This window comes from Shewanella sp. Koi 1 (assembly GCF_052907445.1).
On record NZ_JBREJM010000001.1, the window covers coordinates 486345 to 511860 of the forward strand.

The following is a 25516-nucleotide window of genomic DNA, read 5'->3' on the forward strand; positions in this document are numbered from 1 at the left end:
CTGCCTATAATGCGCATCCACTGACACGGCAGACAGCGATACGCAGTTTCAAGTGCCAGTTCATCGAGTGATTCACTCCTTGATGAGCGAAAAGAAAGTTGCAAAAACTACTTGACGCAAAAACGGGAATGCGTAGAATACGCAGCCCTGACCCGCTGAAATCACTTGCGATAAGGCGATGGTCAACGCTCTTTAACAATTTATCAAGCAAATCTGTGTGGACACTCACAGGTGTTGAGTTAATCGAAATTACTCTGCCGTTTGGCGAGTAATCAAAATTTACATCAATGAATGAGTGTTCATAGCAATATGTACAACGACTTATTAAGTTAAGTCGATTCAGAATTCATTGAGCCGAATCTTCGGATTCACAAAACTTTTAATTGAAGAGTTTGATCATGGCTCAGATTGAACGCTGGCGGCAGGCCTAACACATGCAAGTCGAGCGGCAGCACAAGGGAGTTTACTCCTGAGGTGGCGAGCGGCGGACGGGTGAGTAATGCCTAGGGATCTGCCCAGTCGAGGGGGATAACAGTTGGAAACGACTGCTAATACCGCATACGCCCTACGGGGGAAAGAGGGGGACTTTCGGGCCTCTCGCGATTGGATGAACCTAGGTGGGATTAGCTAGTTGGTGAGGTAATGGCTCACCAAGGCGACGATCCCTAGCTGTTCTGAGAGGATGATCAGCCACACTGGGACTGAGACACGGCCCAGACTCCTACGGGAGGCAGCAGTGGGGAATATTGCACAATGGGGGAAACCCTGATGCAGCCATGCCGCGTGTGTGAAGAAGGCCTTCGGGTTGTAAAGCACTTTCAGTAGGGAGGAAAGGTTGTAAGTTAATACCTTGCAGCTGTGACGTTACCTACAGAAGAAGGACCGGCTAACTCCGTGCCAGCAGCCGCGGTAATACGGAGGGTCCAAGCGTTAATCGGAATTACTGGGCGTAAAGCGTGCGCAGGCGGTTTGTTAAGCGAGATGTGAAAGCCCCGGGCTCAACCTGGGAATTGCATTTCGAACTGGCAAACTAGAGTCTTGTAGAGGGGGGTAGAATTCCAGGTGTAGCGGTGAAATGCGTAGAGATCTGGAGGAATACCGGTGGCGAAGGCGGCCCCCTGGACAAAGACTGACGCTCAGGCACGAAAGCGTGGGGAGCAAACAGGATTAGATACCCTGGTAGTCCACGCCGTAAACGATGTCTACTCGGAGTTTGGTGTCTTGAACACTGGGCTCTCAAGCTAACGCATTAAGTAGACCGCCTGGGGAGTACGGCCGCAAGGTTAAAACTCAAATGAATTGACGGGGGCCCGCACAAGCGGTGGAGCATGTGGTTTAATTCGATGCAACGCGAAGAACCTTACCTACTCTTGACATCCAGAGAATTCGCTAGAGATAGCTTAGTGCCTTCGGGAACTCTGAGACAGGTGCTGCATGGCTGTCGTCAGCTCGTGTTGTGAAATGTTGGGTTAAGTCCCGCAACGAGCGCAACCCCTATCCTTATTTGCCAGCACGTAATGGTGGGAACTCTAGGGAGACTGCCGGTGATAAACCGGAGGAAGGTGGGGACGACGTCAAGTCATCATGGCCCTTACGAGTAGGGCTACACACGTGCTACAATGGCGAGTACAGAGGGTTGCAAAGCCGCGAGGTGGAGCTAATCTCACAAAGCTCGTCGTAGTCCGGATTGGAGTCTGCAACTCGACTCCATGAAGTCGGAATCGCTAGTAATCGTGGATCAGAATGCCACGGTGAATACGTTCCCGGGCCTTGTACACACCGCCCGTCACACCATGGGAGTGGGCTGCAAAAGAAGTGGGTAGCTTAACCTTCGGGAGGGCGCTCACCACTTTGTGGTTCATGACTGGGGTGAAGTCGTAACAAGGTAGCCCTAGGGGAACCTGGGGCTGGATCACCTCCTTACCTATACGACTAACTCGATGTTTGTTGAGTGTTCACACAGATTTGCTTGATAGAAGATAGAGTAAAAGATGGGTCTGTAGCTCAGCTGGTTAGAGCGCACCCCTGATAAGGGTGAGGTCGGTGGTTCAAGTCCACTCTGACCCACCAATCCTTTGAGGGTTGGGACATCTGATACTCGCACTGCATGTAAATGGGGCTATAGCTCAGCTGGGAGAGCGCCTGCCTTGCACGCAGGAGGTCTGCGGTTCGATCCCGCATAGCTCCACCACTTACTGCAATCTGGTTAGAGATGCCAAAGATAAACTGAAAAATTATCTTTGGCTTTTTTAAGCCCGCTCTTTAACAATTTGGAAAGCTGATAGTAATTAATACAATGATGTCTGTCGTTGTGTTAATACGAAAAAAATTGAGTTCTTAAAACACTTTTTAAGTGTCTTGAATATTCAAGTCTAAGGCGAGTCCATTTCCTTGGTCGGAAATGAGACAAGTAAAACCAGCTGGTCGCAACAGCGCAAGTGATGTGAAACTCATTTGGGTTGTATGGTTAAGCGACTAAGCGTATACGGTGGATGCCTTGGCAGTCAGAGGCGATGAAGGACGTAGTAACTTGCGAAAAGCGTTGGCGAGCTAGTAACAAGCATTTGAGCTAACGATGTCCGAATGGGGGAACCCAGCAGCATAAGCTGTTATCACTGCATGAATACATAGTGTAGTGAGGCAAACGAGGGGAACTGAAACATCTAAGTACCCTTAGGAAAAGAAATCAACCGAGATTCCCCTAGTAGCGGCGAGCGAACGGGGATTAGCCCTTAAGTCAGAGGGGTGTTAGTGGAATGGTCTGGAAAGTCCAGCGGCACAGGGTGATAGCCCCGTACACGAAAACTAACCTTTGATGAAAACGAGTAAGGCGGGACACGTGATATCCTGTTTGAATATGGGGGGACCATCCTCCAAGGCTAAATACTCCTGACTGACCGATAGTGAACCAGTACCGTGAGGGAAAGGCGAAAAGAACCCCTGTGAGGGGAGTGAAATAGAACCTGAAACCGTATACGTACAAGCAGTGGGAGCGGTACTTGAGACCGTGACTGCGTACCTTTTGTATAATGGGTCAGCGACTTACGTTTTGTAGCGAGGTTAAGCGAATAGCGGAGCCGTAGGGAAACCGAGTGTTAACTGCGCGTTTAGTTGCAAGGCGTAGACCCGAAACCCGGTGATCTAGCCATGGGCAGGTTGAAGGTTGAGTAACATCAACTGGAGGACCGAACCGACTAATGTTGAAAAATTAGCGGATGACTTGTGGCTGGGGGTGAAAGGCCAATCAAACCGGGAGATATCTGGTTCTCCTCGAAAGCTATTTAGGTAGCGCCTCGGACGAACACCTTTGGGGGTAGAGCACTGTTAAGGCTAGGGGGTCATCCCGACTTACCAACCCTTTGCAAACTCCGAATACCAAAGAGTGCTATCCGGGAGACAGACGGCGGGTGCTAACGTCCGTCGTCAAAAGGGAAACAACCCAGACCGTCAGCTAAGGTCCCAAAGTGTATGTTAAGTGGGAAACGATGTGGGAAGGCTTAGACAGCTAGGATGTTGGCTTAGAAGCAGCCATCATTTAAAGAAAGCGTAATAGCTCACTAGTCGAGTCGGCCTGCGCGGAAGATGTAACGGGGCTAAACATACCACCGAAGCTACGGGTGCAATCCATTAGGGTTGCGCGGTAGAGGAGCGTTCTGTAAGCCGTTGAAGGTGAAGGGGTAACCCACGCTGGAGGTATCAGAAGTGCGAATGCTGACATGAGTAACGATAAAGGGGGTGAAAAACCCCCTCGCCGAAAGACCAAGGGTTCCTGTCCAACGTTAATCGGGGCAGGGTGAGTCGACCCCTAAGGCGAGGCCGAAAGGCGTAGTCGATGGGAAACAGATTAATATTTCTGTACTTCCGCTAACTGCGATGGAGAGACGGAGAAGGCTAGGCTAGCGCGGCGTTGGTAGTCCGCGTTTAAGGTGGTAGGTGGAACGCTTAGGCAAATCCGGGCGTTCTTAACACTGAGAGCTGATGACGAGTCCCCAAGGGGATGAAGTAGTTGATGCCATGCTTCCAGGAAAATCTTCTAAGCTTCAGGTTAGCGGGAATCGTACCCCAAACCGACACAGGTGGTCGGGTAGAGAATACCAAGGCGCTTGAGAGAACTCGGCTGAAGGAACTAGGCAAAATGGTACCGTAACTTCGGGAGAAGGTACGCTGCTGTTGGTGATGGGACTTGCTCCCTAAGCTGACGGCAGTCGCAGATACCAGGTGGCTGCAACTGTTTATCAAAAACACAGCACTGTGCAAAATCGCAAGATGACGTATACGGTGTGACGCCTGCCCGGTGCCGGAAGGTTAATTGATTGGGTTATCGCAAGAGAAGCTCATGATCGAAGCCCCGGTAAACGGCGGCCGTAACTATAACGGTCCTAAGGTAGCGAAATTCCTTGTCGGGTAAGTTCCGACCTGCACGAATGGCGTAATGATGGCCACGCTGTCTCCAGCCGAGACTCAGTGAAGTTGAAATTGCGGTGAAGATGCCGTATACCCGCGGCTAGACGGAAAGACCCCGTGAACCTTTACTATAGCTTGGCACTGAACATTGACCCTACATGTGTAGGATAGGTGGGAGACTTTGAAGCGGGAACGCTAGTTCTCGTGGAGTCGTCCTTGAAATACCACCCTTGTAGTGTTGATGTTCTAACTTGGGCCCCTAATCGGGGTTAAGGACAGTGCCTGGTGGGTAGTTTGACTGGGGCGGTCTCCTCCCAAAGAGTAACGGAGGAGCACGAAGGTTGGCTAAGTACGGTCGGACATCGTACGGTTAGTGCAATGGCATAAGCCAGCTTAACTGCGAGACAGACACGTCGAGCAGGTACGAAAGTAGGTCATAGTGATCCGGTGGTTCTGAATGGAAGGGCCATCGCTCAACGGATAAAAGGTACTCCGGGGATAACAGGCTGATACCGCCCAAGAGTTCATATCGACGGCGGTGTTTGGCACCTCGATGTCGGCTCATCACATCCTGGGGCTGAAGTCGGTCCCAAGGGTATGGCTGTTCGCCATTTAAAGTGGTACGCGAGCTGGGTTCAGAACGTCGTGAGACAGTTCGGTCCCTATCTGCCGTGGGCGTTGGATGATTGAGGGGAGTTGCTCCTAGTACGAGAGGACCGGAGTGAACGAACCGCTGGTGTTCGGGTTGTCATGCCAATGGCATTGCCCGGTAGCTATGTTCGGAATCGATAACCGCTGAAAGCATCTAAGCGGGAAGCGAGCCCCAAGATGAGTCATCCCTTGGACTATAAGTCCACTAAAGAGCCGTTCGAGACTAGGACGTTGATAGGTCAGGTGTGTAAGCGTTGTGAGGCGTTGAGCTAACTGATACTAATGACTCGAGAGGCTTAACCATACAACCCAGATGGGTTTTACTAAGTAATACTTAGACGAATACAAACACTTAAGAAGTGGCACTCAATCCAGCTTTCCGAATTTAATTTACTGCCTGCATGAGATAAGACGGGTAAGTAAATACCAAATTTGCTTGGTGACAATAGCATTGTGGTCCCACCTGATCCCATCCCGAACTCAGAAGTGAAACGCAATCGCGCCGATGGTAGTGTGGGGTCTCCCCATGTGAGAGTAGGTCATCGCCAAGCGCCTAATTAAATCATCATTGATGATAAAGAATTGCTGATATGGCTCAGTCGGTAGAGCGCATCCTTGGTAAGGATGAGGTCCCCAGTTCGATTCTGGGTATCAGCACCATACAATCTAGTGTGTTGTCCTAGAGCAAAATTTGTTTGGTGACAATAGCATTGTGGTCCCACCTGATCCCATCCCGAACTCAGAAGTGAAACGCAATCGCGCCGATGGTAGTGTGGGGTCTCCCCATGTGAGAGTAGGTCATCGCCAAACGCTAAATTAAGAAAGGCCACCTTGTTAGGTGGCCTTTTTGCTTTTCAAAATTCCTTTTACTACGCCCCTTTACAACGTATTTAGTTCGTGGACCTCTGTGCGGACGAGTACACTTTCATTTCGCGATTCATAATGATTTGAGCTCTTAATCAGGTCTAACATTACTCTTTCTCTTTGCCCAATGTCGCTATGTACTCTTGTCCTGTCAATTTGCTCCATCTTATAGGAGCAAGCGCTAGCTTTAGGCTGCTTCTCCTCGATAGAGCTTGCTATAAAGACTAGATGTGTATCGTTCTATTTTATGCAATGCGAAGGGGTTGAGGTTTAACAAGAGCATGTGTAACTCCATTGAACAGGGCTTTGTTGTAAACGACATAATTAGTCTGCCTTATTCATAGAAGTCCTATTTCGACATTACAGTATTATTTAAAGCATCGATGCTTTAATTCACTTTAGATAACCTTTATTACAAGCGACCCTCTACCCGAATTGCGGCTTACCACGATAGTTAAAATTTCAGAATGTGGATAACTTTGGGAATAAGTGGTGGGTAGCTTGTGCCTAGTTTGGGTGTAAAAAGTGATTTGAAAAATAATGCAAAAAACCTGAAAAAAGCACTTGCGTAAAAAGTTCTGCTGCCTATAATGCGCATCCACTGACACGGCAGACAGCGAAAGCAAGCGCGGTGGACAGTGCGAATCGAATGCAAAATGTGCAGTTGATTCGAAAGCGCCAAGAAGTTTGTAAAAACGCCTTGACGCGACAAGGGAAATGCGTAGAATACGCAGCCCTGACCCGCTGAGCGGTAACGCGAAAGCTGAGGTCAAATGCTCTTTAACAATCTAAACAAGAAATCTGTGTGGACACTCACAGGTGTTGAGTTAATCGAAATTGCTCTGCCGTTTGGCGAGTAATCAAAATTTAAATCAATGAATGAGTGTTCATAGCAATATGTACAACGACTTATTAAGTTAAGTCGATTCAGAATTCATTGAGCCGAATCTTCGGATTCACAAAACTTTTAATTGAAGAGTTTGATCATGGCTCAGATTGAACGCTGGCGGCAGGCCTAACACATGCAAGTCGAGCGGCAGCACAAGGGAGTTTACTCCTGAGGTGGCGAGCGGCGGACGGGTGAGTAATGCCTAGGGATCTGCCCAGTCGAGGGGGATAACAGTTGGAAACGACTGCTAATACCGCATACGCCCTACGGGGGAAAGAGGGGGACTTTCGGGCCTCTCGCGATTGGATGAACCTAGGTGGGATTAGCTAGTTGGTGAGGTAATGGCTCACCAAGGCGACGATCCCTAGCTGTTCTGAGAGGATGATCAGCCACACTGGGACTGAGACACGGCCCAGACTCCTACGGGAGGCAGCAGTGGGGAATATTGCACAATGGGGGAAACCCTGATGCAGCCATGCCGCGTGTGTGAAGAAGGCCTTCGGGTTGTAAAGCACTTTCAGTAGGGAGGAAAGGTTGTAAGTTAATACCTTGCAGCTGTGACGTTACCTACAGAAGAAGGACCGGCTAACTCCGTGCCAGCAGCCGCGGTAATACGGAGGGTCCAAGCGTTAATCGGAATTACTGGGCGTAAAGCGTGCGCAGGCGGTTTGTTAAGCGAGATGTGAAAGCCCCGGGCTCAACCTGGGAATTGCATTTAGAACTGGCAAACTAGAGTCTTGTAGAGGGGGGTAGAATTCCAGGTGTAGCGGTGAAATGCGTAGAGATCTGGAGGAATACCGGTGGCGAAGGCGGCCCCCTGGACAAAGACTGACGCTCAGGCACGAAAGCGTGGGGAGCAAACAGGATTAGATACCCTGGTAGTCCACGCCGTAAACGATGTCTACTCGGAGTTTGGTGTCTTGAACACTGGGCTCTCAAGCTAACGCATTAAGTAGACCGCCTGGGGAGTACGGCCGCAAGGTTAAAACTCAAATGAATTGACGGGGGCCCGCACAAGCGGTGGAGCATGTGGTTTAATTCGATGCAACGCGAAGAACCTTACCTACTCTTGACATCCAGAGAATTCGCTAGAGATAGCTTAGTGCCTTCGGGAACTCTGAGACAGGTGCTGCATGGCTGTCGTCAGCTCGTGTTGTGAAATGTTGGGTTAAGTCCCGCAACGAGCGCAACCCCTATCCTTATTTGCCAGCGCGTAATGGCGGGAACTCTAGGGAGACTGCCGGTGATAAACCGGAGGAAGGTGGGGACGACGTCAAGTCATCATGGCCCTTACGAGTAGGGCTACACACGTGCTACAATGGCGAGTACAGAGGGTTGCAAAGCCGCGAGGTGGAGCTAATCTCACAAAGCTCGTCGTAGTCCGGATTGGAGTCTGCAACTCGACTCCATGAAGTCGGAATCGCTAGTAATCGTGGATCAGAATGCCACGGTGAATACGTTCCCGGGCCTTGTACACACCGCCCGTCACACCATGGGAGTGGGCTGCAAAAGAAGTGGGTAGCTTAACCTTCGGGAGGGCGCTCACCACTTTGTGGTTCATGACTGGGGTGAAGTCGTAACAAGGTAGCCCTAGGGGAACCTGGGGCTGGATCACCTCCTTACCTATACGACTAACTCGATGTTTGGTTGGTAAGAAACTGCTCCATGCGTTTCTTACACACGGCACATCCATGTGCCTGAGTGTTCACACAGATGGCTTGTTGAACTTCTCGAAAGAGGAGGGAGAGCGAAATGTGCCGCGAGCCGGTAAGCATTGTTCTTTAACAATTTGGAAAGCTGATAGTAATTAATACAATGATGTCTGTCGTTGTGTTAATACGAAAAAAATTGAGTTCTTAAAACACTTTTTAAGTGTCTTGAATATTCAAGTCTAAGGCGAGTCCATCTTCTTGGTCGAAGATGAGACAAGTAAAACCAGCTGGTCGCAACAATTCAAGTGAAACTCATTTGGGTTGTATGGTTAAGCGACTAAGCGTATACGGTGGATGCCTTGGCAGTCAGAGGCGATGAAGGACGTAGTAACTTGCGAAAAGCGTTGGCGAGCTAGTAACAAGCATTTGAGCTAACGATGTCCGAATGGGGGAACCCGGCCGCATAAGCGGTCATCATGTAGTGAATACATAGCTACATGAGGCAAACGAGGGGAACTGAAACATCTAAGTACCCTTAGGAAAAGAAATCAACCGAGATTCCCCTAGTAGCGGCGAGCGAACGGGGATTAGCCCTTAAGTCAGAGGGGTGTTAGTGGAATGGTCTGGAAAGTCCAGCGGCACAGGGTGATAGCCCCGTACACGAAAACTAACCTTTGATGAAAACGAGTAAGGCGGGACACGTGATATCCTGTTTGAATATGGGGGGACCATCCTCCAAGGCTAAATACTCCTGACTGACCGATAGTGAACCAGTACCGTGAGGGAAAGGCGAAAAGAACCCCTGTGAGGGGAGTGAAATAGAACCTGAAACCGTATACGTACAAGCAGTGGGAGCGGTACTTGAGACCGTGACTGCGTACCTTTTGTATAATGGGTCAGCGACTTACGTTTTGTAGCGAGGTTAAGCGAATAGCGGAGCCGTAGGGAAACCGAGTGTTAACTGCGCGTTTAGTTGCAAGGCGTAGACCCGAAACCCGGTGATCTAGCCATGGGCAGGTTGAAGGTTGAGTAACATCAACTGGAGGACCGAACCGACTAATGTTGAAAAATTAGCGGATGACTTGTGGCTGGGGGTGAAAGGCCAATCAAACCGGGAGATATCTGGTTCTCCTCGAAAGCTATTTAGGTAGCGCCTCGGACGAACACCTTTGGGGGTAGAGCACTGTTAAGGCTAGGGGGTCATCCCGACTTACCAACCCTTTGCAAACTCCGAATACCAAAGAGTGCTATCCGGGAGACAGACGGCGGGTGCTAACGTCCGTCGTCAAAAGGGAAACAACCCAGACCGTCAGCTAAGGTCCCAAAGTGTATGTTAAGTGGGAAACGATGTGGGAAGGCTTAGACAGCTAGGATGTTGGCTTAGAAGCAGCCATCATTTAAAGAAAGCGTAATAGCTCACTAGTCGAGTCGGCCTGCGCGGAAGATGTAACGGGGCTAAACATACCACCGAAGCTACGGGTGCAATCCATTAGGGTTGCGCGGTAGAGGAGCGTTCTGTAAGCCGTTGAAGGTGAAGGGGTAACCCACGCTGGAGGTATCAGAAGTGCGAATGCTGACATGAGTAACGATAAAGGGGGTGAAAAACCCCCTCGCCGAAAGACCAAGGGTTCCTGTCCAACGTTAATCGGGGCAGGGTGAGTCGACCCCTAAGGCGAGGCCGAAAGGCGTAGTCGATGGGAAACAGATTAATATTTCTGTACTTCCGCTAACTGCGATGGAGAGACGGAGAAGGCTAGGCTAGCGCGGCGTTGGTAGTCCGCGTTTAAGGTGGTAGGTGGAACGCTTAGGCAAATCCGGGCGTTCTTAACACTGAGAGCTGATGACGAGTCCCCAAGGGGATGAAGTAGTTGATGCCATGCTTCCAGGAAAATCTTCTAAGCTTCAGGTTAGCGGGAATCGTACCCCAAACCGACACAGGTGGTCGGGTAGAGAATACCAAGGCGCTTGAGAGAACTCGGCTGAAGGAACTAGGCAAAATGGTACCGTAACTTCGGGAGAAGGTACGCTGCTGTTGGTGATGGGACTTGCTCCCTAAGCTGACGGCAGTCGCAGATACCAGGTGGCTGCAACTGTTTATCAAAAACACAGCACTGTGCAAAATCGCAAGATGACGTATACGGTGTGACGCCTGCCCGGTGCCGGAAGGTTAATTGATTGGGTTATCGCAAGAGAAGCTCATGATCGAAGCCCCGGTAAACGGCGGCCGTAACTATAACGGTCCTAAGGTAGCGAAATTCCTTGTCGGGTAAGTTCCGACCTGCACGAATGGCGTAATGATGGCCACGCTGTCTCCAGCCGAGACTCAGTGAAGTTGAAATTGCGGTGAAGATGCCGTATACCCGCGGCTAGACGGAAAGACCCCGTGAACCTTTACTATAGCTTGGCACTGAACATTGACCCTACATGTGTAGGATAGGTGGGAGACTTTGAAGCGGGAACGCTAGTTCTCGTGGAGTCGTCCTTGAAATACCACCCTTGTAGTGTTGATGTTCTAACTTGGGCCCCTAATCGGGGTTAAGGACAGTGCCTGGTGGGTAGTTTGACTGGGGCGGTCTCCTCCCAAAGAGTAACGGAGGAGCACGAAGGTTGGCTAAGTACGGTCGGACATCGTACGGTTAGTGCAATGGCATAAGCCAGCTTAACTGCGAGACAGACACGTCGAGCAGGTACGAAAGTAGGTCATAGTGATCCGGTGGTTCTGAATGGAAGGGCCATCGCTCAACGGATAAAAGGTACTCCGGGGATAACAGGCTGATACCGCCCAAGAGTTCATATCGACGGCGGTGTTTGGCACCTCGATGTCGGCTCATCACATCCTGGGGCTGAAGTCGGTCCCAAGGGTATGGCTGTTCGCCATTTAAAGTGGTACGCGAGCTGGGTTCAGAACGTCGTGAGACAGTTCGGTCCCTATCTGCCGTGGGCGTTGGATGATTGAGGGGAGTTGCTCCTAGTACGAGAGGACCGGAGTGAACGAACCGCTGGTGTTCGGGTTGTCATGCCAATGGCATTGCCCGGTAGCTATGTTCGGAATCGATAACCGCTGAAAGCATCTAAGCGGGAAGCGAGCCCCAAGATGAGTCATCCCTTGGACTTTAAGTCCACTAAAGAGCCGTTCGAGACTAGGACGTTGATAGGTCAGGTGTGTAAGCGTTGTGAGGCGTTGAGCTAACTGATACTAATGACTCGAGAGGCTTAACCATACAACCCAGATGGGTTTTACTAAGTGATACTTAGACGAATACAAACACTTAAGAAGTGCAACTCAATCCAGCTTTCCGAATTTAATTTACTGCCTGCATGAGATAAGACGGGTAAGTAAATACCAAATTTGCTTGGTGACAATAGCATTGTGGTCCCACCTGATCCCATCCCGAACTCAGAAGTGAAACGCAATCGCGCCGATGGTAGTGTGGGGTCTCCCCATGTGAGAGTAGGTCATCGCCAAGCGCCTAATTAAACGATGAAGCCAGCTGAATAAGCTGGCTTTTTTGTTTTCGGATTTTCCATTTTATTATCTCTATTCCTTCTATTCGCCTCTGTGAGGATGATATTCATTGCCTGCTTATCGATTTGAACAATAAAGCTGTAGATCCGAGTGCTTTGTTCGGGCCAATAAAAAGGGCAGCGTATGGCTGCCCTTTATACTTAGAATTGGTTTCTAAGCCCGATTATTTAGCTTCTTTTAGCCACTGTGCTGCACGTTTGGCGAAGTAGGTAAGGATGCCATCAGCGCCAGCGCGTTTGAAGCATAGCAGCGATTCCATGACGATGGCCTTTTCCGCTAACCAACCATTTTGAATGGCTGCCATATGCATAGCATATTCGCCACTGACTTGGTAAGCGAAGGTAGGCACGGCTAATTCGGTTTTTACGCGGTGAACGATATCTAGGTATGGCATACCAGGCTTCACCATTACCATATCTGCGCCTTCTTGGATGTCTAGTGCCACTTCATGCAAGGCTTCATCGCTATTGGCTGGATCCATTTGATAGCTATGTTTATTGCCACCTTTTAAGTTGCCTGCTGAGCCGACGGCATCACGGAAGGGACCATAGTAGCTTGAGGAGTATTTGGCTGAGTAGGCCATGATTTGAGTGTTTACATGCCCAGCTGCTTCGAGCGCTTGGCGAATCGCCCCAATGCGACCATCCATCATGTCCGACGGGGCAACAATGTCTGCACCCGCTTCAGCATGGGAGAGTGCTTGTTTAACTAAAATCTCAGTAGTGATGTCATTCAGGATATAGCCTGTTTCATCGATAATGCCGTCTTGACCGTGGGTGGTGAAAGGATCTAAGGCCACGTCAGTCATGATTCCTAGTTGTGGGAAGGCCTTTTTCAGTTCACGCACGGCGCGTTGCACTAAAGCATCGGCATTGTAGGCTTCTTCTGCCATTAGCGATTTCTTCTCGGCAGGGGTAACTGGGAACAGGGCAATTAATGGAATACCGAGTTCAACTAGCTCTTCGGCTTCTTTTAATAGTAAGTCGATAGAGTAGCGTTCAACCCCAGGCATAGAAGCGACTTTTTCGCTGCGATTAGTGCCTTCAAGCACAAACATGGGGTAGATCAAGTCATTGACTGTTAGGTGATTCTCAGCCATTAGGCGACGGCTAAAGTCATGTTTGCGCATGCGGCGCATTCTGCGCTGAGGGAAGGCACTGGTAATGATGTTCACATTAGACTCCTAAGTAGGTTCTGTTTGTGCTGGCGCATACAATTTAACTTGATTGCGTCCGCTATTTTTTGCCTGATAGAGCGCCTTGTCGGCTTGCTCTAATAATTCGGTACTGTGTTGGTCGTTACTGATGACGTCGGCACTGACACCGATACTCACGGTCAAGGGAATGGGCTTGCCTTCCCATGCTAGGCCGATGCTAGTCACTGCATCTCTTATATTTTCAGCGACTTGAAGAGCGCCATCCGCAGTCGTATTGGGGAGAATAATAGCAAACTCTTCACCACCAAAACGTGATACTAGATCGGTTGGTCGTTTTAAATGTTGCTGCAAGGTTGTCGCTATCACTTTTAATGCCTGATCCCCTGCTAGGTGACCGAATTGATCGTTGATGGATTTAAATCGGTCGATATCCAGCATTAATAAGGCAATAGGGGTTTCTTGGCGACGGCTGATTCTACTTTCGGCGAGCAGTCGTTTATCGAAGGCGCTGCGGTTTTTCACGCCGGTTAAGCTATCGATAGTGCTCTGCTCGGTAAGTTTTTGGTTAACTTCATGCAATTCGCGCAGGGTAATCTCAAGCTCTAGCGTGCGCTCCTGCACCATCTGTTCGAGTCTTTCATTGGTTTCCGCTTCCACTTTTAAGGCTTCCTCGCGCGCACTACGGATCTTTTGCGCTTGCTTGAGGGCCTCCTGTTGAATACGGAGCTTAGATTTACGTTCATCGTTATAGCGGATGGCGAGGACCAGCGACATAAAGATGATTTCGAAGGTGAGCCCAAGCATCACCGGCGTTTGCGGCTTGATATTGAATTCGATAACACTCAAATAGAGTAGGCTGCTGATGCATGCGCCAGTAAGCATACTCACCCAGCCAATGGTATAGAGCTTTGCCAGCTTTTGGCCGTTAATGGCTTGTATGATGGCGAGTATCATCATGATGATGCTGAGTATCGCTACCGAGATTATCTCGATATACAGCACGGTTCCGTAGCGCAAAAAGGGGACTAAAAGCCCAACAAGAATAATGTAGACCGCACTGTAGCGGCACATTAATAACATCCGGCGGTTATAGTATTTCAGTTGCAGGATTTTCTCGGTGAACATTAAGGCAAAGGCCATCACCAGAGGTAACAGCACGGGAACCATAAGTTGCTGTAACGCGGGCCAATTAGGCCAGAGAAAACGGAATGCATAACCATTGATAGTGGCCACTAATAACGTCATACACAGGACATAACCTGAGTAATAACTATAGCTAAATGAACCTGAAGCTAACGCGATAAACAGGCTGAAGATCCCTATCGCGGCGAGCACACCGAGCTGGAAGCCATGCTCAACGGCTGTCGATTCGGCAATTTGAGCTAAATCATTGGCTGACCAGAGGCTCAGAGGGACAGCGGCGCTGCCTTCGGTAACGATATGCAGATAGAAGGTGTGTTGCTCATTGGTGCTCAGTTTAAAGGGATACAGAAAGATATTGCTCGGCAGTGGGCGGTTCTTATAGAGCAGTGTGTCACCCATCTCAGTGGTGTTGATGAGCTGATTATTCACCAGATGAAAAACGGTCACTCTATCCAATAACGGATTATCGAGGGCGAGAATGCGTGCAAGACTTCCATCACCACTTGTAAGGTTTACTCTCAGCCAAAAATCATGTTGGCTGAGGCGTTGAATATCATCACTGGTAAACTTGTGCCATTGCGACTTGGGCAACGCCTGAATATCGCCTAGCTGACTGTTAGCATTGGCGTGCGTCACCATCAACCAAGGAGTTAGGTTGAGTGGTGTAGGTGTGTGTTCATCTATGCTCATCGTATTGGCATAGCTGCCAAATGATATGAGCATACCGAGTAACAACACCCATAAGTTGCCGAACTTAGCCATTCGCTTGACTCAAATTAAAAAAGGCTAGGCTATTTTGATAGCACTGTTTGGCAAATTCAGCCGCATTTTCACCCCGTAGATTGGCAATATATTGCGCGATATAGGGCAAGTACTCGGGTTTATTTTTACTGGACTTAGGTTTAGGCCGCATACTGCGTGGTAGCAGGTAAGGACTGTCCGTTTCAATCAATAAACGCTCTTTGGGAATAAACGGGACGAGCTCGGCAAGTTCTAGGCCGCGCCTCTCGTCACATACCCATCCCGTAATGCCTAAATGTAGATCGAGCTCGATATAGGCTTCCATTTGAGCCCGGGTGCCAGTAAAGCAGTGTAGTAATGCTCCGCTGAGATGGGGGCGGTATTCTTTAACAATACTCAAAAAATCATCGTGGGCATCTCGTTCATGCATGAGTACCGGTTTTTTGAGTTCAACTGCGAGTTCGAGTTGGTCGATAAACGCTTGGCGCTGGGCTGGGCGAGGGGAGAAGTCTCGGTTGTAGTCGAGTCCACATTCACCGACAGCAACAACTTGTGGCGCTTGGCAGAGTGTGGCTTGTAACTGTTTGGAGTCTGCTTGCCATTCGCTAGCATGGTGGGGATGTACGCCTGCGGTGCAGTAAAGCTGTTTGGGATACTGTTGGCATAATTGAATGGCGGCGGCGCTTTCAGTTAAATCGCTGCCAATAACAATTAACGGCGAAACCCCTTGGTCCGCCGCTGCTTGTACGATTTGCGCTATGTCTGGTTCGAGTGCGCTGCCAAGCAAGTTGACAGCGATATCTATATAAGATGGCATTATTTTAGGCGTTTTACCCTCACCTTAGCATTACGACTTTCAGTGCCCATTAAGAAAGAGCCAAGCGCGGCTTTTTCGATAAATACTTTTTCACCGACTTTTAGATTGAATTTACGGTTTTCGGTTTGTTTCCAAACTTGGCCATTGGTAAAGGTAATCTTTAAGGCGCCGTATGCATCTTCTGTTATCGACTCCACATCGAGATAAATTTTGTCGGTTGTATTCTCTTGGACGCGTTTAACTTCCATACCGAAATTATCTTCGACATTGGTCGCGACAGCTGCAACAGGAGCTGCAGTCGCCACAGCTACAGGGGCTGCTGCGGGAGTGACAACGGGGGCTACTGCTATCGGGGCCGTGGTGTTATTGGCCACTGTGGTGACTTGAATGCTTGCTGCGAGGTTGTCATAGCATACCAAGCGCTCGAGCTTGTCCGTTATCCCTGCACATTGAGTTAATTGCTGCTCAATCGCGGCATTAGCCTGTGCAGATATCAGTAACACTGCACCAGTCAGTAAAGTAAAACGCATCCCAGTTTCCTTATTATTATTTTCCTCTAATGCCGATTGAGGCATTAGTCGTTCGTTGATTCTTCTTCGTCGGTCTCGTCATCAGGTTTACTGTAAAAACGAGCCGCAAATAATCCGCCTTCGAACAATAACAGCATTGGTACGGCAAGCATAGTCTGGGAGATAACATCCGGTGGCGTTAACAGCATGCCCACTACGAATGCGCCGACAATGATATAAGGGCGTTTTTGTTTGAGATCTTCAGGAGTGGTTACACCCGCCCAGCAAAGCAGGACTACGGCAACCGGGATTTCAAAGGAGAGGCCAAAGGCAAAAAACAATTTAAGCACAAAGTCGAGATAGCTGCTGATATCCGTTGCTACCTGTACTCCTTCGGGGGCCGTGTTGGCGAAAAAGCCAAATACCACTGGGAATACAACGAAATAAGCAAAGGCGATCCCTAAGTAAAACAGTACTGTGCTACTGAAAAGTAGCGGCATGACTAAGCGTTTTTCATGCTTATACAAACCGGGCGCCACGAAGGACCAAATTTGATAGAGCACGTAGGGAACTGCCACAAAAAATGACAGGACTAACGTCAGTTTGAAAGGGGCGAAGAAAGGTGCGGCGACATCGGTCGCAATCATGCTGCCACCTAAGGGCAAAGACTGCATTAAAGGGATTGCCATGTAGTGGTAAATATCATTTGCCCAATACACGCTACAAATGAACACGATTAACACACTGGCAATTGATTTAAGCAGCTTGGACCTGAGTTCAAGCAAATGGCTGATAAGTGGCTGCTGTTGCGACATGAATTATCCGTTAGCTTTCGGGTTGGAACGGGTATCCTCGCCCTGATTGGATTCGCTAGTGGGGGCGGAGGAAGCCGAAGGACTCGCCTCTGTAGAAACACTCTGGCTCGCAGGGTTGTGGATCTGGTTTTCCGGTGCGGGAACATCTTGCACTTGGTAAGGACGATTCACAGACTGTGCTGCTTGCTTTAACTGGTCGATCGACTCTTGCAGTTCGGGTGAGAGGTTAGATAGACCTTTACTCTCTGCTTTTTTGAGGTCGGCGTGCAACTGCTCGATCTTTAGCTCTTGCTCAAGTTCTTCTTTGACTGAGTTGGCCATGCGTTTCATCGCGCGGATCCAACCTGTTACTGAACGTACTGCAACCGGTAGACGTTCGGGGCCAAGTACCACAAGCCCCAGAACCCCGATCAGCAGCAGCTCCATAAAGCCGATACCGTCAAACATAAAGAGTTACGCCTGTTCTTTGTTAGACTCAGGTTTCTTTTCAGTCGCCTGTTGGGTTGGTTGTGCAGATTGTGCTGTTTGCACTGATTTTGCTGCTTCTGCATCTTCTAACGCTTTTTTATCTTCGTCTGAAGACATAGCGTTTTTAAAGCCCTTAACAGCACCACCTAAATCACCACCCAAAGAGCGTAATTTCTTTGTTCCAAACAATAAGACAACGATTAACGCGATGATAAGAAGTTGCCAAATACTAATGCCACCCATGAAGGTATCCTCTTAATTGATATCGGTTCTATTATGAACCTCTGATTAATTAGTGCTAGCTAAAATTTACGATTCTTTGGCCTAGATCGCCATCCGATAATCCACAACACCGCGCCTGAAATCAGACACACGTAAGGGCTCCACAGTGTAGCGTCTTGGTTGAACAATAACGTGCCGCAGATCAATAAAATTGCAGAAGTGATGAGCAAGTAATTACTCTTGTGTGCTTGCTGCTGATATTTCAGATACTTATCTAGCATTTGTTGCTGAGAACTCAGCAATTTCCTGCCTAATTTAAGGTTATCGTAAATTAGCTCAGGGAATTCCGGAAGCTTATCAGACCAATATGGCAGTTTTGTGGATACCTTTTTAAACATTGCCTTAGGGCCCACTTGCTCGGCCATCCACTGTTCTAAAAAGGGTTTCGCCGTTTGCCAGAGATCCAGCTGCGGATAGAGCTGACGTCCTAAGCCTTCGATGTAGAGTAATGTCTTCTCGAGCAGCACTAGCTGAGGCTGCACGACGATATCGAAGTGGCGTGCGGTGCGGAACAGTTCTAATAACACGTGGCCGAAGGAGATTTCATCTAAGGGCTTGTTAAACATGGGTTCACAAACGACCTTGATGGCTTGCTCGAAAGCCTGTAGATCGGTTTTTTCCGATACCCAACCCGACTCGATATACAGCTGCGCGATACGGTGGTAATCACGGTTGAAAAACGCGAGGAAGTTTTCCGCTAAATAGCGCTTATCGACTTCGCTGAGTGTGCCCATAATGCCGCAATCTAGGCCGATATAATAAGGATTCTCGGGATGATCGCGGGAGATAAAAATATTCCCTGGATGCATATCGGCATGGAAAAAGTTATCGCGGAACACTTGGGTGAAAAACAGTTCTACGCCACGCTCGGCCAAGAGTTTAAAGTTAGTTCCCTGTGCCTTCAGCGCGGCGATATCCGACACCGGAATACCGTAAATGCGCTCCATCACCATTAAACGTGGATAGCAAAACTCTTCGTAGACATACGGAATATAGAGCGCGTCTGAGTCGAGGAAGTTATTGCGCAGCTTAATGGCATTGAGGGCCTCAAGCTTAAGATTGAGCTCACCTAGAATGGTCACACGGTAATCTTCAATCACCTCAGAAGGGCGCAGACGATTCCCTTCACCGAGGAGATAATCGATGACCTTAGCCGTTTGCGACATCAACAATAGGTCAGCTTGGATTTTAGCTTCCACATTCGGGCGCAGCACTTTTAATACCACGGCCTTGCCGTTGGATTTGAGCGTGGCGGTATGCACCTGAGAAATCGAAGCCGAAGCTAAGGGTGTTTCGTCAAAGTCGTCGAAGTAGCTCTCGATGGGGGCTTTAAGTTCGGCTTCAATCGCTTGACGTGCCAAGGCGCCATCGAAGGGCGGGACTTTATCCTGCAACATGGCCAGCTCAGTCGCCCATTCATCGCTGAGTAAGTCACGGCGGGTTGACAGCATTTGCCCGAGCTTAATATACACGGGGCCAAGCTCTTGCATCGCCAGCTTTAAACGCTCGCCACCAGATTTACCTTTGTGCTTATTGCGGATCCAAAACAGGCTGTTGCGGGCGAGTTTAAAGTACCAAGGGGTCATCTTTGGCGGTAATACGTCATCTAACCCATATTGCAGTAGGGTTTTAATGACATGATAACCGCGGCGGATACTGGCAAGGGTCATGGCTTAATTTGGTCTCTTAATTTGGCAATCCGTTGTTCGAGCGCACGAGTATCGTCAACTAAGTCATCCATTTCATCGCGAAAATGAATGAGTTCAATCCGGTGTGGCGCAAGGCGATATTCTTCGATAGCGAGTTGCCCCAAATGCGAGCGGGTCTTACGCAGCACTTCAAATGCTAAGGTTTTGGCCTGTAGTCCAGTGCTCAGCAGTTTATGGGTTGGCCCATCGCCTAAGTAACGTGACAGAGGCTCGGCAAAATCAAACTCTATGCTACGCAGATAATGGCTGAAGCTTTGTAACAGATTGAGGTCACCTTCGAGGCTGAGCTTATCCTGTTTGATGAGTTCGGTGAGGTTAGCACCTTCTGTCACGCGGTAGAGCGTCGTGGCATCGGCATGCAGGCTGACATCCACATCGCCTTCATAGCGACTCAGTACTTGGATTTCTTTGGCGAAGACCAAGTAAATTGGCCAGCTGAGTTGTGATAATTGAATGCGAAAGACTTTGCCATGTAACTGACGCTGGCGAGCATAGGCGTCGCCGGCTTGGGTCTGAAGTTGCTTCAGACCCGTCTCAATGGCGGCGCAGGCAAGTAACACCACTTCTTGCGGCATCATTAGAATTTATAACCGCGGTGCAGGGCAACAATGCCGTCGGTCATGTTGGTGTAATCGACCTGTTCAAAGCCCGCATCGACCATCATTTGCTTGAGGGTCTCTTGGTCTGGATGCATGCGAATCGACTCGGCTAGATACTCATAGCTGTCGGCGTCTTTCGTAATGATTTCACCCATTTTCGGCAGCACTTTAAAGCTGTATAAGTCGTAGACTTTACGCATCAGCTCATGTTGCGGCTTAGAAAACTCTAACACCAACAATTTACCGCCCGGCTTAAGCACGCGGTTCATTGAACGCAGCGCCGCGTCTTTATCGGTCACGTTACGCAGACCAAAGGCGATAGTGATGATATCGAAGTGGTTATCGGGGAAAGGCAGTGCTTCGGCGTTGGCTTGCACATAGCTCACATTGCCAACGATGCCGCGGTCACGCAGTTTAGTGCGGCCCACTTTCAGCATAGAATCGTTGATATCCGCTAATACCACTTCGCCTTTATCGCCCACCAAATGGGAGAACTTAGCGGTTAAATCGCCAGTACCACCTGCAAGGTCGAGCACTTTCATACCAGGGCGCGCACCAGAGACTTCAATGGTGTAACGCTTCCAAAAACGGTGAATACCGAAGGACATAACGTCATTCATGATATCGTACTTGGCGGCAACCGAATGAAACACGCCGGCAACGAGATCGGCCTTTTTATCCGCCTCTACGGTTTTATAACCAAAGTGGGTATTTTTAGATTCGCCCTCAGACATCAATGTATTCCTATTGTTTTGCAAAGTATTAGTGGCGAGTGTAAGCCATCGCCTGCATTTGCTGAATCTTTGATCTATCACTCTGTGATCGAGTTAGTAAACTCTCCTCAAGGCGTTGGCTTGAGGCGTTTGGCATTGGCCAATGTTGAGTGCGCCGACCCGATAAAATGGATTGGCATTAGACCACAATATCAGGATTTGGTGAATAGCTTAGCGCCCACAAGGGCGCAAGCTTAACATGCTATTGGGCTAAAAAATGACGCCTTGCCTGCACATAGGCATAGATTAACTCGCTGATACTCTGGCCGACATCTCTAAATCCGGCTTCAATACCTGCCTCATGACAACTCGGCGCGGCTTCGGCCAAGTGCAAATAAGCACAGGGACAATGGCTGGCGATATAACTGATATAGTGCGCGGCATCGAGCAGGGGAATACCCGCCGCCGTTGAGGCGCTGCTGGGCATTTTTGCAATCGCATCGACGTCAAGCTCTAATCCAACAGGCAGGGCGGTATGATTGAGTTTGCCAGCAATCTCCTGCAGCGCCTCAGTGAGGCTCACTTCGCGGCGAATCCAAATCTGTTGCAGGCTATGCCAAGTGCCACCAAAATCAGACAGTTGTTGTAAATTGGCCTCGCTGTTTTTGAGTTCGTGTAAGCCGAGCACATGGTAATAACCCAGTGCGCCGCGATCGGCGGCATAACTAAAGCCATTTCCGCTGTGGCGCCCTTCGAGTAGGCGAAAATCACTGTGCGGATCTAAATTCACCGCGGCAACTTGGCGTTGATAATGGGCCGAAGTCGCCATTAACAGACCGTAGGCATTGTTGTGGCCACCGCCAATCACTATGGGTTCAAGTCCTGCGGCTTGTATGGCGCTAACGATACTAATCACCCGTTCATCGAGTTGCTCAACCGCTTGGCGTAAATGGGGTAGGCTCGCGCCTTCGCCGTCCTGTGCCTGTAATTGCAGATCCGCCGTATGAACTTGCCCTAAAATCAGGCATTCGGCGCCCGAAAGAAAACGATTCGACTGTAAATTGAGCCACTGGCGCATGCTGGTGGTAAAGGCATCGGTGGCGCCGCCTCTGCCTAAGTTTGCCCGAGGGCCGATATCTTCCCCTACGCCTAAAATGGCAAATTGAGCGCCATGGGCTTTGGCTGTGGCGAGTATCGCCTCGAGCGGATGTTCGTGATTGGCCAAATGTACACATTGACCAATTTTGGTTTCACCCGCCCTCGGGCTCACTAGACTGGCCATATCGGCTTGGGTAAATGGAATAAATTCAGACATGGATTCGTATTCTTATCGGTAGGGACAGGGATATTGTGGCGTACCCAAGGACGAATATTCAATGGGACTAAGCGAAAACAGCCAATAAAAAAGCCAGCTTAGCTGGCTTTCTTGATAGGCAATTTGTGATTACTCAATGTCGAGTGGTTCTGGCGACAGGATAATGCCGGTGTTATCGGCATAGATATGATCGCCTGGGAGGAAGGTCACGCCGCCAAAGTTGACCGGAATTTCCACTTCGCCCACTGAATTGCCATCGGCACCTACTGGAATCGAGGCAAGGGCTTGAATGCCGATGTCTAATTCTTCCAGCGCATCCACATCGCGTACTGAACCGTAAACGATAATGCCTTCCCAGTTGTTGTTGACTGCGATTTCAGCGATAGAAGCATCGATCAGGGCGCGGCGTAATGAGCCTCCACCGTCAACCAGTAAGACTTTACCTTGGCCATCTTCTTGTAAGACCTCGGTGATTAGGCCGTTGTCTTCAAAGCACTTAATCGTGCTGATAGAACCGCCAAAAGAGCTACAACCACCGTAGTTACTGAACATGGGCTCGACTACATCTACGACATCTAAGTACATGTCACATAGTTCTGAGGTGTTGTATTCCATATTTACACTCCTATTGATCCGCGTTGCGTACAGTTTAGCGAGTTTACGCCAGTATAAAAGGGATTACTGAAAAGAAAAGTGTTATCAATCACGGTATTGTTGCACTTGGGGGTTAACACTTCTGTTGTAAACTTTCGTCACTTAACAGGGGTTTGTCCTCAAAACTTGATATCGGTCATTAAATAACGGTTTTTTATTACAACTCTGTTGCGTGTTTTGGTATTATATCCCAAGTTTAAATTAACTTACTTAACTTAATTTGCTTTAGGGGCAAGGACCCCCCGGTACGCTTATGGACGGTAGAGGGCCTTCGAGAGGTGCCTATGGAAGCTGTAAACACAATTGAAATTATTGGTTATTTTGCCTCAGTAATGGTGGCAATTTCACTTATGATGAAGAACATCATCTGGTTAAGATGGTTAAACTTTGTCGGCTGTACCCTGTTTGTTATCTACGGCGTATTTATTTCAGCCTGGCCAGTTGCAGGTATGAACGCTTTCGTAGCCTGTATCAATATTTATCATCTGACGAAAATTTACCGCGCCAAAGCGTTGGAACAAGCCGTCGCTTGAAGGTTTTCTGACAGTGTTGCCCGCTCCTAGCATCAGGGCAGCACTGTATCTCCCCGCACGTTTTCCTCTCTTTGCAGTCATTACTTCATTCATCGCGATTTATTTCATCTGTGCGAATGTCATAAAACTTTAGGCCTGATGTCACTTTGCCGTCATCGGGAGTTCTTAGTCTCACCTTAACACTAAGTACTTAAGCAATATCTGTTTAAGTCGCCATAGGGTTTAGCGTGGGGTTCTATCGTGAAATAGTCGTCTGACAGGGCGTTAAAACATGCAGACGCTAACGGTTGTCGAGAGAATGCACTCATTAACATCGCCATGATACTCGCTGGCATGCCAGCAAGGAGCCTGTTTTATGTTGAGTTACATTACAGACTTAGATAAGCGCATGTTTTATCGCATTGTGGGTTTGAGCCAACGTCATGGTGTTTATGATTGGGCGAAACGGATATCGGCAACTGGTGATGGGCATGTATATCTGTATCTTGCCGTAGGGTTGATGCTGACACACGCCCAAGGACAGAGCCTATTCAATCTACTGTTAGCGAGCTTTTTGGTTGAATTGCAGCTGTACTTATTACTCAAAAATAGCATTCGCCGCACTCGGCCCTGCCACGCCTTGGTTGGGTTTGAGAAGGGATTCGAACCTTCAGACAGATTCAGTCTACCTTCGGGGCACACGGCGGCCGCCTTTGTGATGGCCACAAGTGTGGCACAGGTATATCCCATGGCAGCCCCCCTTGCCTACGCCTGGGCGCTCTGTATTGGTGCTTCACGTATTGCGCTTGGAGTGCATTACCCTTCAGATATTGCCGCTGGCGCCCTGTTAGGTACTGGGGCTGTATTGCTGGTACATCCCGTGATTTAACCCAAATCAGGCGCTTATTCGTTAGGTACCTCCTTGATTCACCACTCTTTCATTCACAGTTAAAGGATAAGCAATGCGAATACTCTACGGAGTTCAAGGCACAGGGAATGGCCACCTAAGTCGTGCTCGAGTGATGGCAAAAGCCTTAATTGAGCACAATATTCAAGTCGACTTTTTGTTTTCGGGGCGCAAGCCTGAACATTTTTTCGATATGGAGTGTTTTGGGGAGTATCGCGTACAGGCGGGGATGACCTTTGCGACTCACTCAGGGCGAGTGAATGTGTCACAAACGGTGAGACAGAATTGCTCCTTGTCATTGCTTAAGGATATCCAAGCATTAGATTTGAGTTGCTATGACCTAGTGCTGAATGATTTTGAACCCGTATCCGCATGGGCGGCGAGGCGCCAAGGCGTTCCCTCCATTGGCATAAGTCATCAAGCGGCTTTGACTCACCCAGTGCCTAAGTTGGGGAGCACTTGGTTTAATGAGTTGCTACTCAACTATTTTGCGCCAGTGGATGTGGCACTGGGTTGCCATTGGCATCATTTTGGTTTTCCGATCCTACCTCCCTTTGTCGAGGTCGATGCCAGTCCGATTGAACATACCCATCAAATTTTGGTGTATTTACCCTTCGAAGAGGCGGATGCGATCGCCGAATTTTTTAAGCCTTTTACGGATTATCAGTTTTTGGTGTATCACGCTAAGCAGCCGACTGCACCGCTCGCTGACCATATTCAATGGCATGGTTTTAATCGTGACGGATTTAAACAGCACTTAGCGAGCTGCGGTGGAGTGATTGGTAATGCCGGATTTGAGTTGGCGAGCGAGGCGCTGACCTTAGGTAAGAAGTTGTTGGTCAAGCCGCTGATTGGTCAATTCGAGCAGCTATCGAATGTGGCAGCGCTGCAATTATTGGGCGCGGGTGACAGTATGATGAGTCTGGACATGGGCGTGGTCAAACGTTGGCTCAAGGCAGCATCGCCAAATCCCATCGCCTATCCACAGGTGGGCGATGCCTTAGTGAAATGGATTTGCAGCGGTCAGTGGCAACATACAGCGCCATTGTGCGATGACCTTTGGAGCCAAGTGAAGCTGCCCGACACCTGGCGCTAACTCGAGCTAAGCTTGATGATAAAAGGCATCGTCGGCTCTAGCTGGAAATTTGGGGTTAGCGTATAATTTGGCCAATTTTGCTGTTAGCCCCAGC

15 protein-coding genes, 3 tRNA genes and 7 rRNA genes are annotated in these 25516 nt (G+C 49.1%); 13 read left to right on the forward strand and 12 right to left on the reverse strand.

Annotated features, from left to right (window positions below; genetic code table 11):
- Nucleotides 1-380 precede the first annotated feature (380 nt).
- The 10 genes from ACUZ8J_RS02285 to rrf (ACUZ8J_RS02330) all read left to right on the forward strand — a co-directional run bounded on the left by ACUZ8J_RS02285 (nt 381) and on the right by rrf (ACUZ8J_RS02330) (nt 11928).
- Nucleotides 381-1923: ribosomal RNA gene (locus ACUZ8J_RS02285) — 16S ribosomal RNA — on the forward strand.
- A 70-nt stretch (nt 1924-1993) separates the two neighbouring features.
- Nucleotides 1994-2070 (forward strand) — tRNA-Ile (locus tag ACUZ8J_RS02290).
- Between the two features lie 45 nt (nt 2071-2115).
- Nucleotides 2116-2191, forward strand: a tRNA-Ala gene (locus ACUZ8J_RS02295).
- A gap of 274 nt (nt 2192-2465) precedes the next feature.
- Nucleotides 2466-5359 (forward strand): 23S ribosomal RNA (locus ACUZ8J_RS02300).
- Nucleotides 5360-5490: 131 nt separating this feature from the next.
- Nucleotides 5491-5606, forward strand: a 5S ribosomal RNA gene (rrf, locus tag ACUZ8J_RS02305).
- Between the two features lie 33 nt (nt 5607-5639).
- Nucleotides 5640-5715, forward strand: a tRNA-Thr gene (locus tag ACUZ8J_RS02310).
- 34 nt (nt 5716-5749) lie between these two features.
- Nucleotides 5750-5865 (forward strand): 5S ribosomal RNA (gene rrf / locus ACUZ8J_RS02315).
- 1022 nt (nt 5866-6887) lie between these two features.
- Nucleotides 6888-8430: ribosomal RNA gene (locus tag ACUZ8J_RS02320) — 16S ribosomal RNA — on the forward strand.
- A gap of 357 nt (nt 8431-8787) precedes the next feature.
- Nucleotides 8788-11681 (forward strand): 23S ribosomal RNA (locus ACUZ8J_RS02325).
- 131 nt (nt 11682-11812) lie between these two features.
- Nucleotides 11813-11928: ribosomal RNA gene (gene rrf, locus ACUZ8J_RS02330) — 5S ribosomal RNA — on the forward strand.
- Together the 16S, 23S and 5S rRNA genes with 3 tRNA genes alongside form the textbook arrangement of a ribosomal RNA operon.
- 221 nt (nt 11929-12149) lie before the next feature.
- Here rrf (ACUZ8J_RS02330) and hemB read toward each other — a convergent pair.
- From hemB to rraA, 12 genes are all read right to left on the reverse strand, one after another.
- The gene (gene hemB, locus ACUZ8J_RS02335) at nt 12150-13160 is read right to left on the reverse strand and encodes a porphobilinogen synthase (RefSeq protein ID WP_011624289.1); all 1011 of its coding nucleotides are present in this window, start codon (nt 13158-13160) and stop codon (nt 12150-12152) included.
- Between the two features lie 9 nt (nt 13161-13169).
- The gene (locus ACUZ8J_RS02340) at nt 13170-15047 is read right to left on the reverse strand and encodes a sensor domain-containing diguanylate cyclase (protein WP_446692940.1); all 1878 of its coding nucleotides are present in this window, start codon (nt 15045-15047) and stop codon (nt 13170-13172) included.
- Nucleotides 15040-15843 (reverse strand): TatD family hydrolase, encoded by an 804-nt coding sequence (locus tag ACUZ8J_RS02345; protein WP_086902293.1) that lies wholly within the window; start codon nt 15841-15843, stop codon nt 15040-15042. The genes ACUZ8J_RS02340 and ACUZ8J_RS02345 overlap by 8 nt, the downstream gene beginning before the upstream one ends.
- Nucleotides 15843-16373, reverse strand: a complete 531-nt coding sequence (locus ACUZ8J_RS02350; protein ID WP_446692941.1) for a hypothetical protein — start codon at nt 16371-16373, stop codon at nt 15843-15845. Before ACUZ8J_RS02350 ends, ACUZ8J_RS02345 begins: the two co-directional genes overlap by 1 nt.
- A 44-nt stretch (nt 16374-16417) precedes the next feature.
- Nucleotides 16418-17167 carry a twin-arginine translocase subunit TatC gene (gene tatC / locus ACUZ8J_RS02355; protein ID WP_086902292.1) on the reverse strand — a complete coding sequence of 250 codons (750 nt, stop codon included), beginning with the start codon at nt 17165-17167 and terminating at the stop codon, nt 16418-16420.
- A 3-nt stretch (nt 17168-17170) separates the two neighbouring features.
- A complete protein-coding gene (gene tatB / locus ACUZ8J_RS02360; RefSeq protein WP_086902291.1) occupies nt 17171-17614 on the reverse strand; it encodes a Sec-independent protein translocase protein TatB in 444 nt (147 codons plus the stop codon).
- A gap of 6 nt (nt 17615-17620) precedes the next feature.
- On the reverse strand, nt 17621-17878 hold the full coding sequence (gene tatA, locus ACUZ8J_RS02365; protein WP_086902290.1) for a Sec-independent protein translocase subunit TatA: 258 nt from the start codon (nt 17876-17878) through the stop codon (nt 17621-17623).
- Between the two features lie 59 nt (nt 17879-17937).
- A complete protein-coding gene (gene ubiB / locus ACUZ8J_RS02370) occupies nt 17938-19587 on the reverse strand; it encodes a ubiquinone biosynthesis regulatory protein kinase UbiB (RefSeq protein ID WP_086902289.1) in 1650 nt (549 codons plus the stop codon).
- Complete coding sequence (locus tag ACUZ8J_RS02375; protein WP_446692942.1) at nt 19584-20204, reverse strand: ubiquinone biosynthesis accessory factor UbiJ; 621 nt, start codon at nt 20202-20204, stop codon at nt 19584-19586. Before ACUZ8J_RS02375 ends, ubiB begins: the two co-directional genes overlap by 4 nt.
- On the reverse strand, nt 20204-20959 hold the full coding sequence (gene ubiE, locus ACUZ8J_RS02380) for a bifunctional demethylmenaquinone methyltransferase/2-methoxy-6-polyprenyl-1,4-benzoquinol methylase UbiE (protein WP_086902287.1): 756 nt from the start codon (nt 20957-20959) through the stop codon (nt 20204-20206). The genes ACUZ8J_RS02375 and ubiE overlap by 1 nt, the downstream gene beginning before the upstream one ends.
- Before the next feature lie 241 nt (nt 20960-21200).
- Complete coding sequence (locus ACUZ8J_RS02385) at nt 21201-22253, reverse strand: formimidoylglutamase (RefSeq protein WP_446692943.1); 1053 nt, start codon at nt 22251-22253, stop codon at nt 21201-21203.
- A 129-nt stretch (nt 22254-22382) separates the two neighbouring features.
- Nucleotides 22383-22868 carry a ribonuclease E activity regulator RraA gene (gene rraA / locus ACUZ8J_RS02390; RefSeq protein ID WP_011624278.1) on the reverse strand — a complete coding sequence of 162 codons (486 nt, stop codon included), beginning with the start codon at nt 22866-22868 and terminating at the stop codon, nt 22383-22385.
- A 323-nt stretch (nt 22869-23191) separates the two neighbouring features.
- On the opposite strand from rraA, the gene ACUZ8J_RS02395 reads away from it, so the two are divergent.
- From ACUZ8J_RS02395 to ACUZ8J_RS02405, 3 genes are all read left to right on the forward strand, one after another.
- Nucleotides 23192-23440: a YgjV family protein gene (locus tag ACUZ8J_RS02395; RefSeq protein WP_011073879.1), complete on the forward strand. Its 249-nt coding sequence runs from the start codon at nt 23192-23194 to the stop codon at nt 23438-23440.
- Nucleotides 23441-23795: 355 nt separating this feature from the next.
- Nucleotides 23796-24308 carry a phosphatase PAP2 family protein gene (locus tag ACUZ8J_RS02400; RefSeq protein WP_446692944.1) on the forward strand — a complete coding sequence of 171 codons (513 nt, stop codon included), beginning with the start codon at nt 23796-23798 and terminating at the stop codon, nt 24306-24308.
- Between the two features lie 73 nt (nt 24309-24381).
- On the forward strand, nt 24382-25422 hold the full coding sequence (locus ACUZ8J_RS02405; RefSeq protein WP_086902284.1) for an MJ1255/VC2487 family glycosyltransferase: 1041 nt from the start codon (nt 24382-24384) through the stop codon (nt 25420-25422).
- Nucleotides 25423-25516 lie beyond the last annotated feature (94 nt).

Excerpts from the sequence above, each read along its gene's own strand:
- ACUZ8J_RS02340 (WP_446692940.1), bottom strand. The coding sequence starts at position 15,047 with ATGGCTAAGTTCGGCAACTTATGGGTGTTGTTACTCGGTATGCTCATA.
- ACUZ8J_RS02345 (WP_086902293.1), bottom strand. The coding sequence starts at position 15,843 with ATGCCATCTTATATAGATATCGCTGTCAACTTGCTTGGCAGCGCACTC.
- ACUZ8J_RS02350 (WP_446692941.1), bottom strand. The coding sequence starts at position 16,373 with ATGCGTTTTACTTTACTGACTGGTGCAGTGTTACTGATATCTGCACAG.
- tatC (WP_086902292.1), bottom strand. The coding sequence starts at position 17,167 with ATGTCGCAACAGCAGCCACTTATCAGCCATTTGCTTGAACTCAGGTCC.
- tatB (WP_086902291.1), bottom strand. The coding sequence starts at position 17,614 with ATGTTTGACGGTATCGGCTTTATGGAGCTGCTGCTGATCGGGGTTCTG.
- tatA (WP_086902290.1), bottom strand. The coding sequence starts at position 17,878 with ATGGGTGGCATTAGTATTTGGCAACTTCTTATCATCGCGTTAATCGTT.
- ubiB (WP_086902289.1), bottom strand. The coding sequence starts at position 19,587 with ATGACCCTTGCCAGTATCCGCCGCGGTTATCATGTCATTAAAACCCTA.
- ACUZ8J_RS02375 (WP_446692942.1), bottom strand. The coding sequence starts at position 20,204 with ATGATGCCGCAAGAAGTGGTGTTACTTGCCTGCGCCGCCATTGAGACG.
- ubiE (WP_086902287.1), bottom strand. The coding sequence starts at position 20,959 with ATGTCTGAGGGCGAATCTAAAAATACCCACTTTGGTTATAAAACCGTA.
- ACUZ8J_RS02385 (WP_446692943.1), bottom strand. The coding sequence starts at position 22,253 with ATGTCTGAATTTATTCCATTTACCCAAGCCGATATGGCCAGTCTAGTG.
- rraA (WP_011624278.1), bottom strand. The coding sequence starts at position 22,868 with ATGGAATACAACACCTCAGAACTATGTGACATGTACTTAGATGTCGTA.
- ACUZ8J_RS02395 (WP_011073879.1), top strand. The coding sequence starts at position 23,192 with ATGGAAGCTGTAAACACAATTGAAATTATTGGTTATTTTGCCTCAGTA.
- ACUZ8J_RS02400 (WP_446692944.1), top strand. The coding sequence starts at position 23,796 with ATGTTGAGTTACATTACAGACTTAGATAAGCGCATGTTTTATCGCATT.
- ACUZ8J_RS02405 (WP_086902284.1), top strand. The coding sequence starts at position 24,382 with ATGCGAATACTCTACGGAGTTCAAGGCACAGGGAATGGCCACCTAAGT.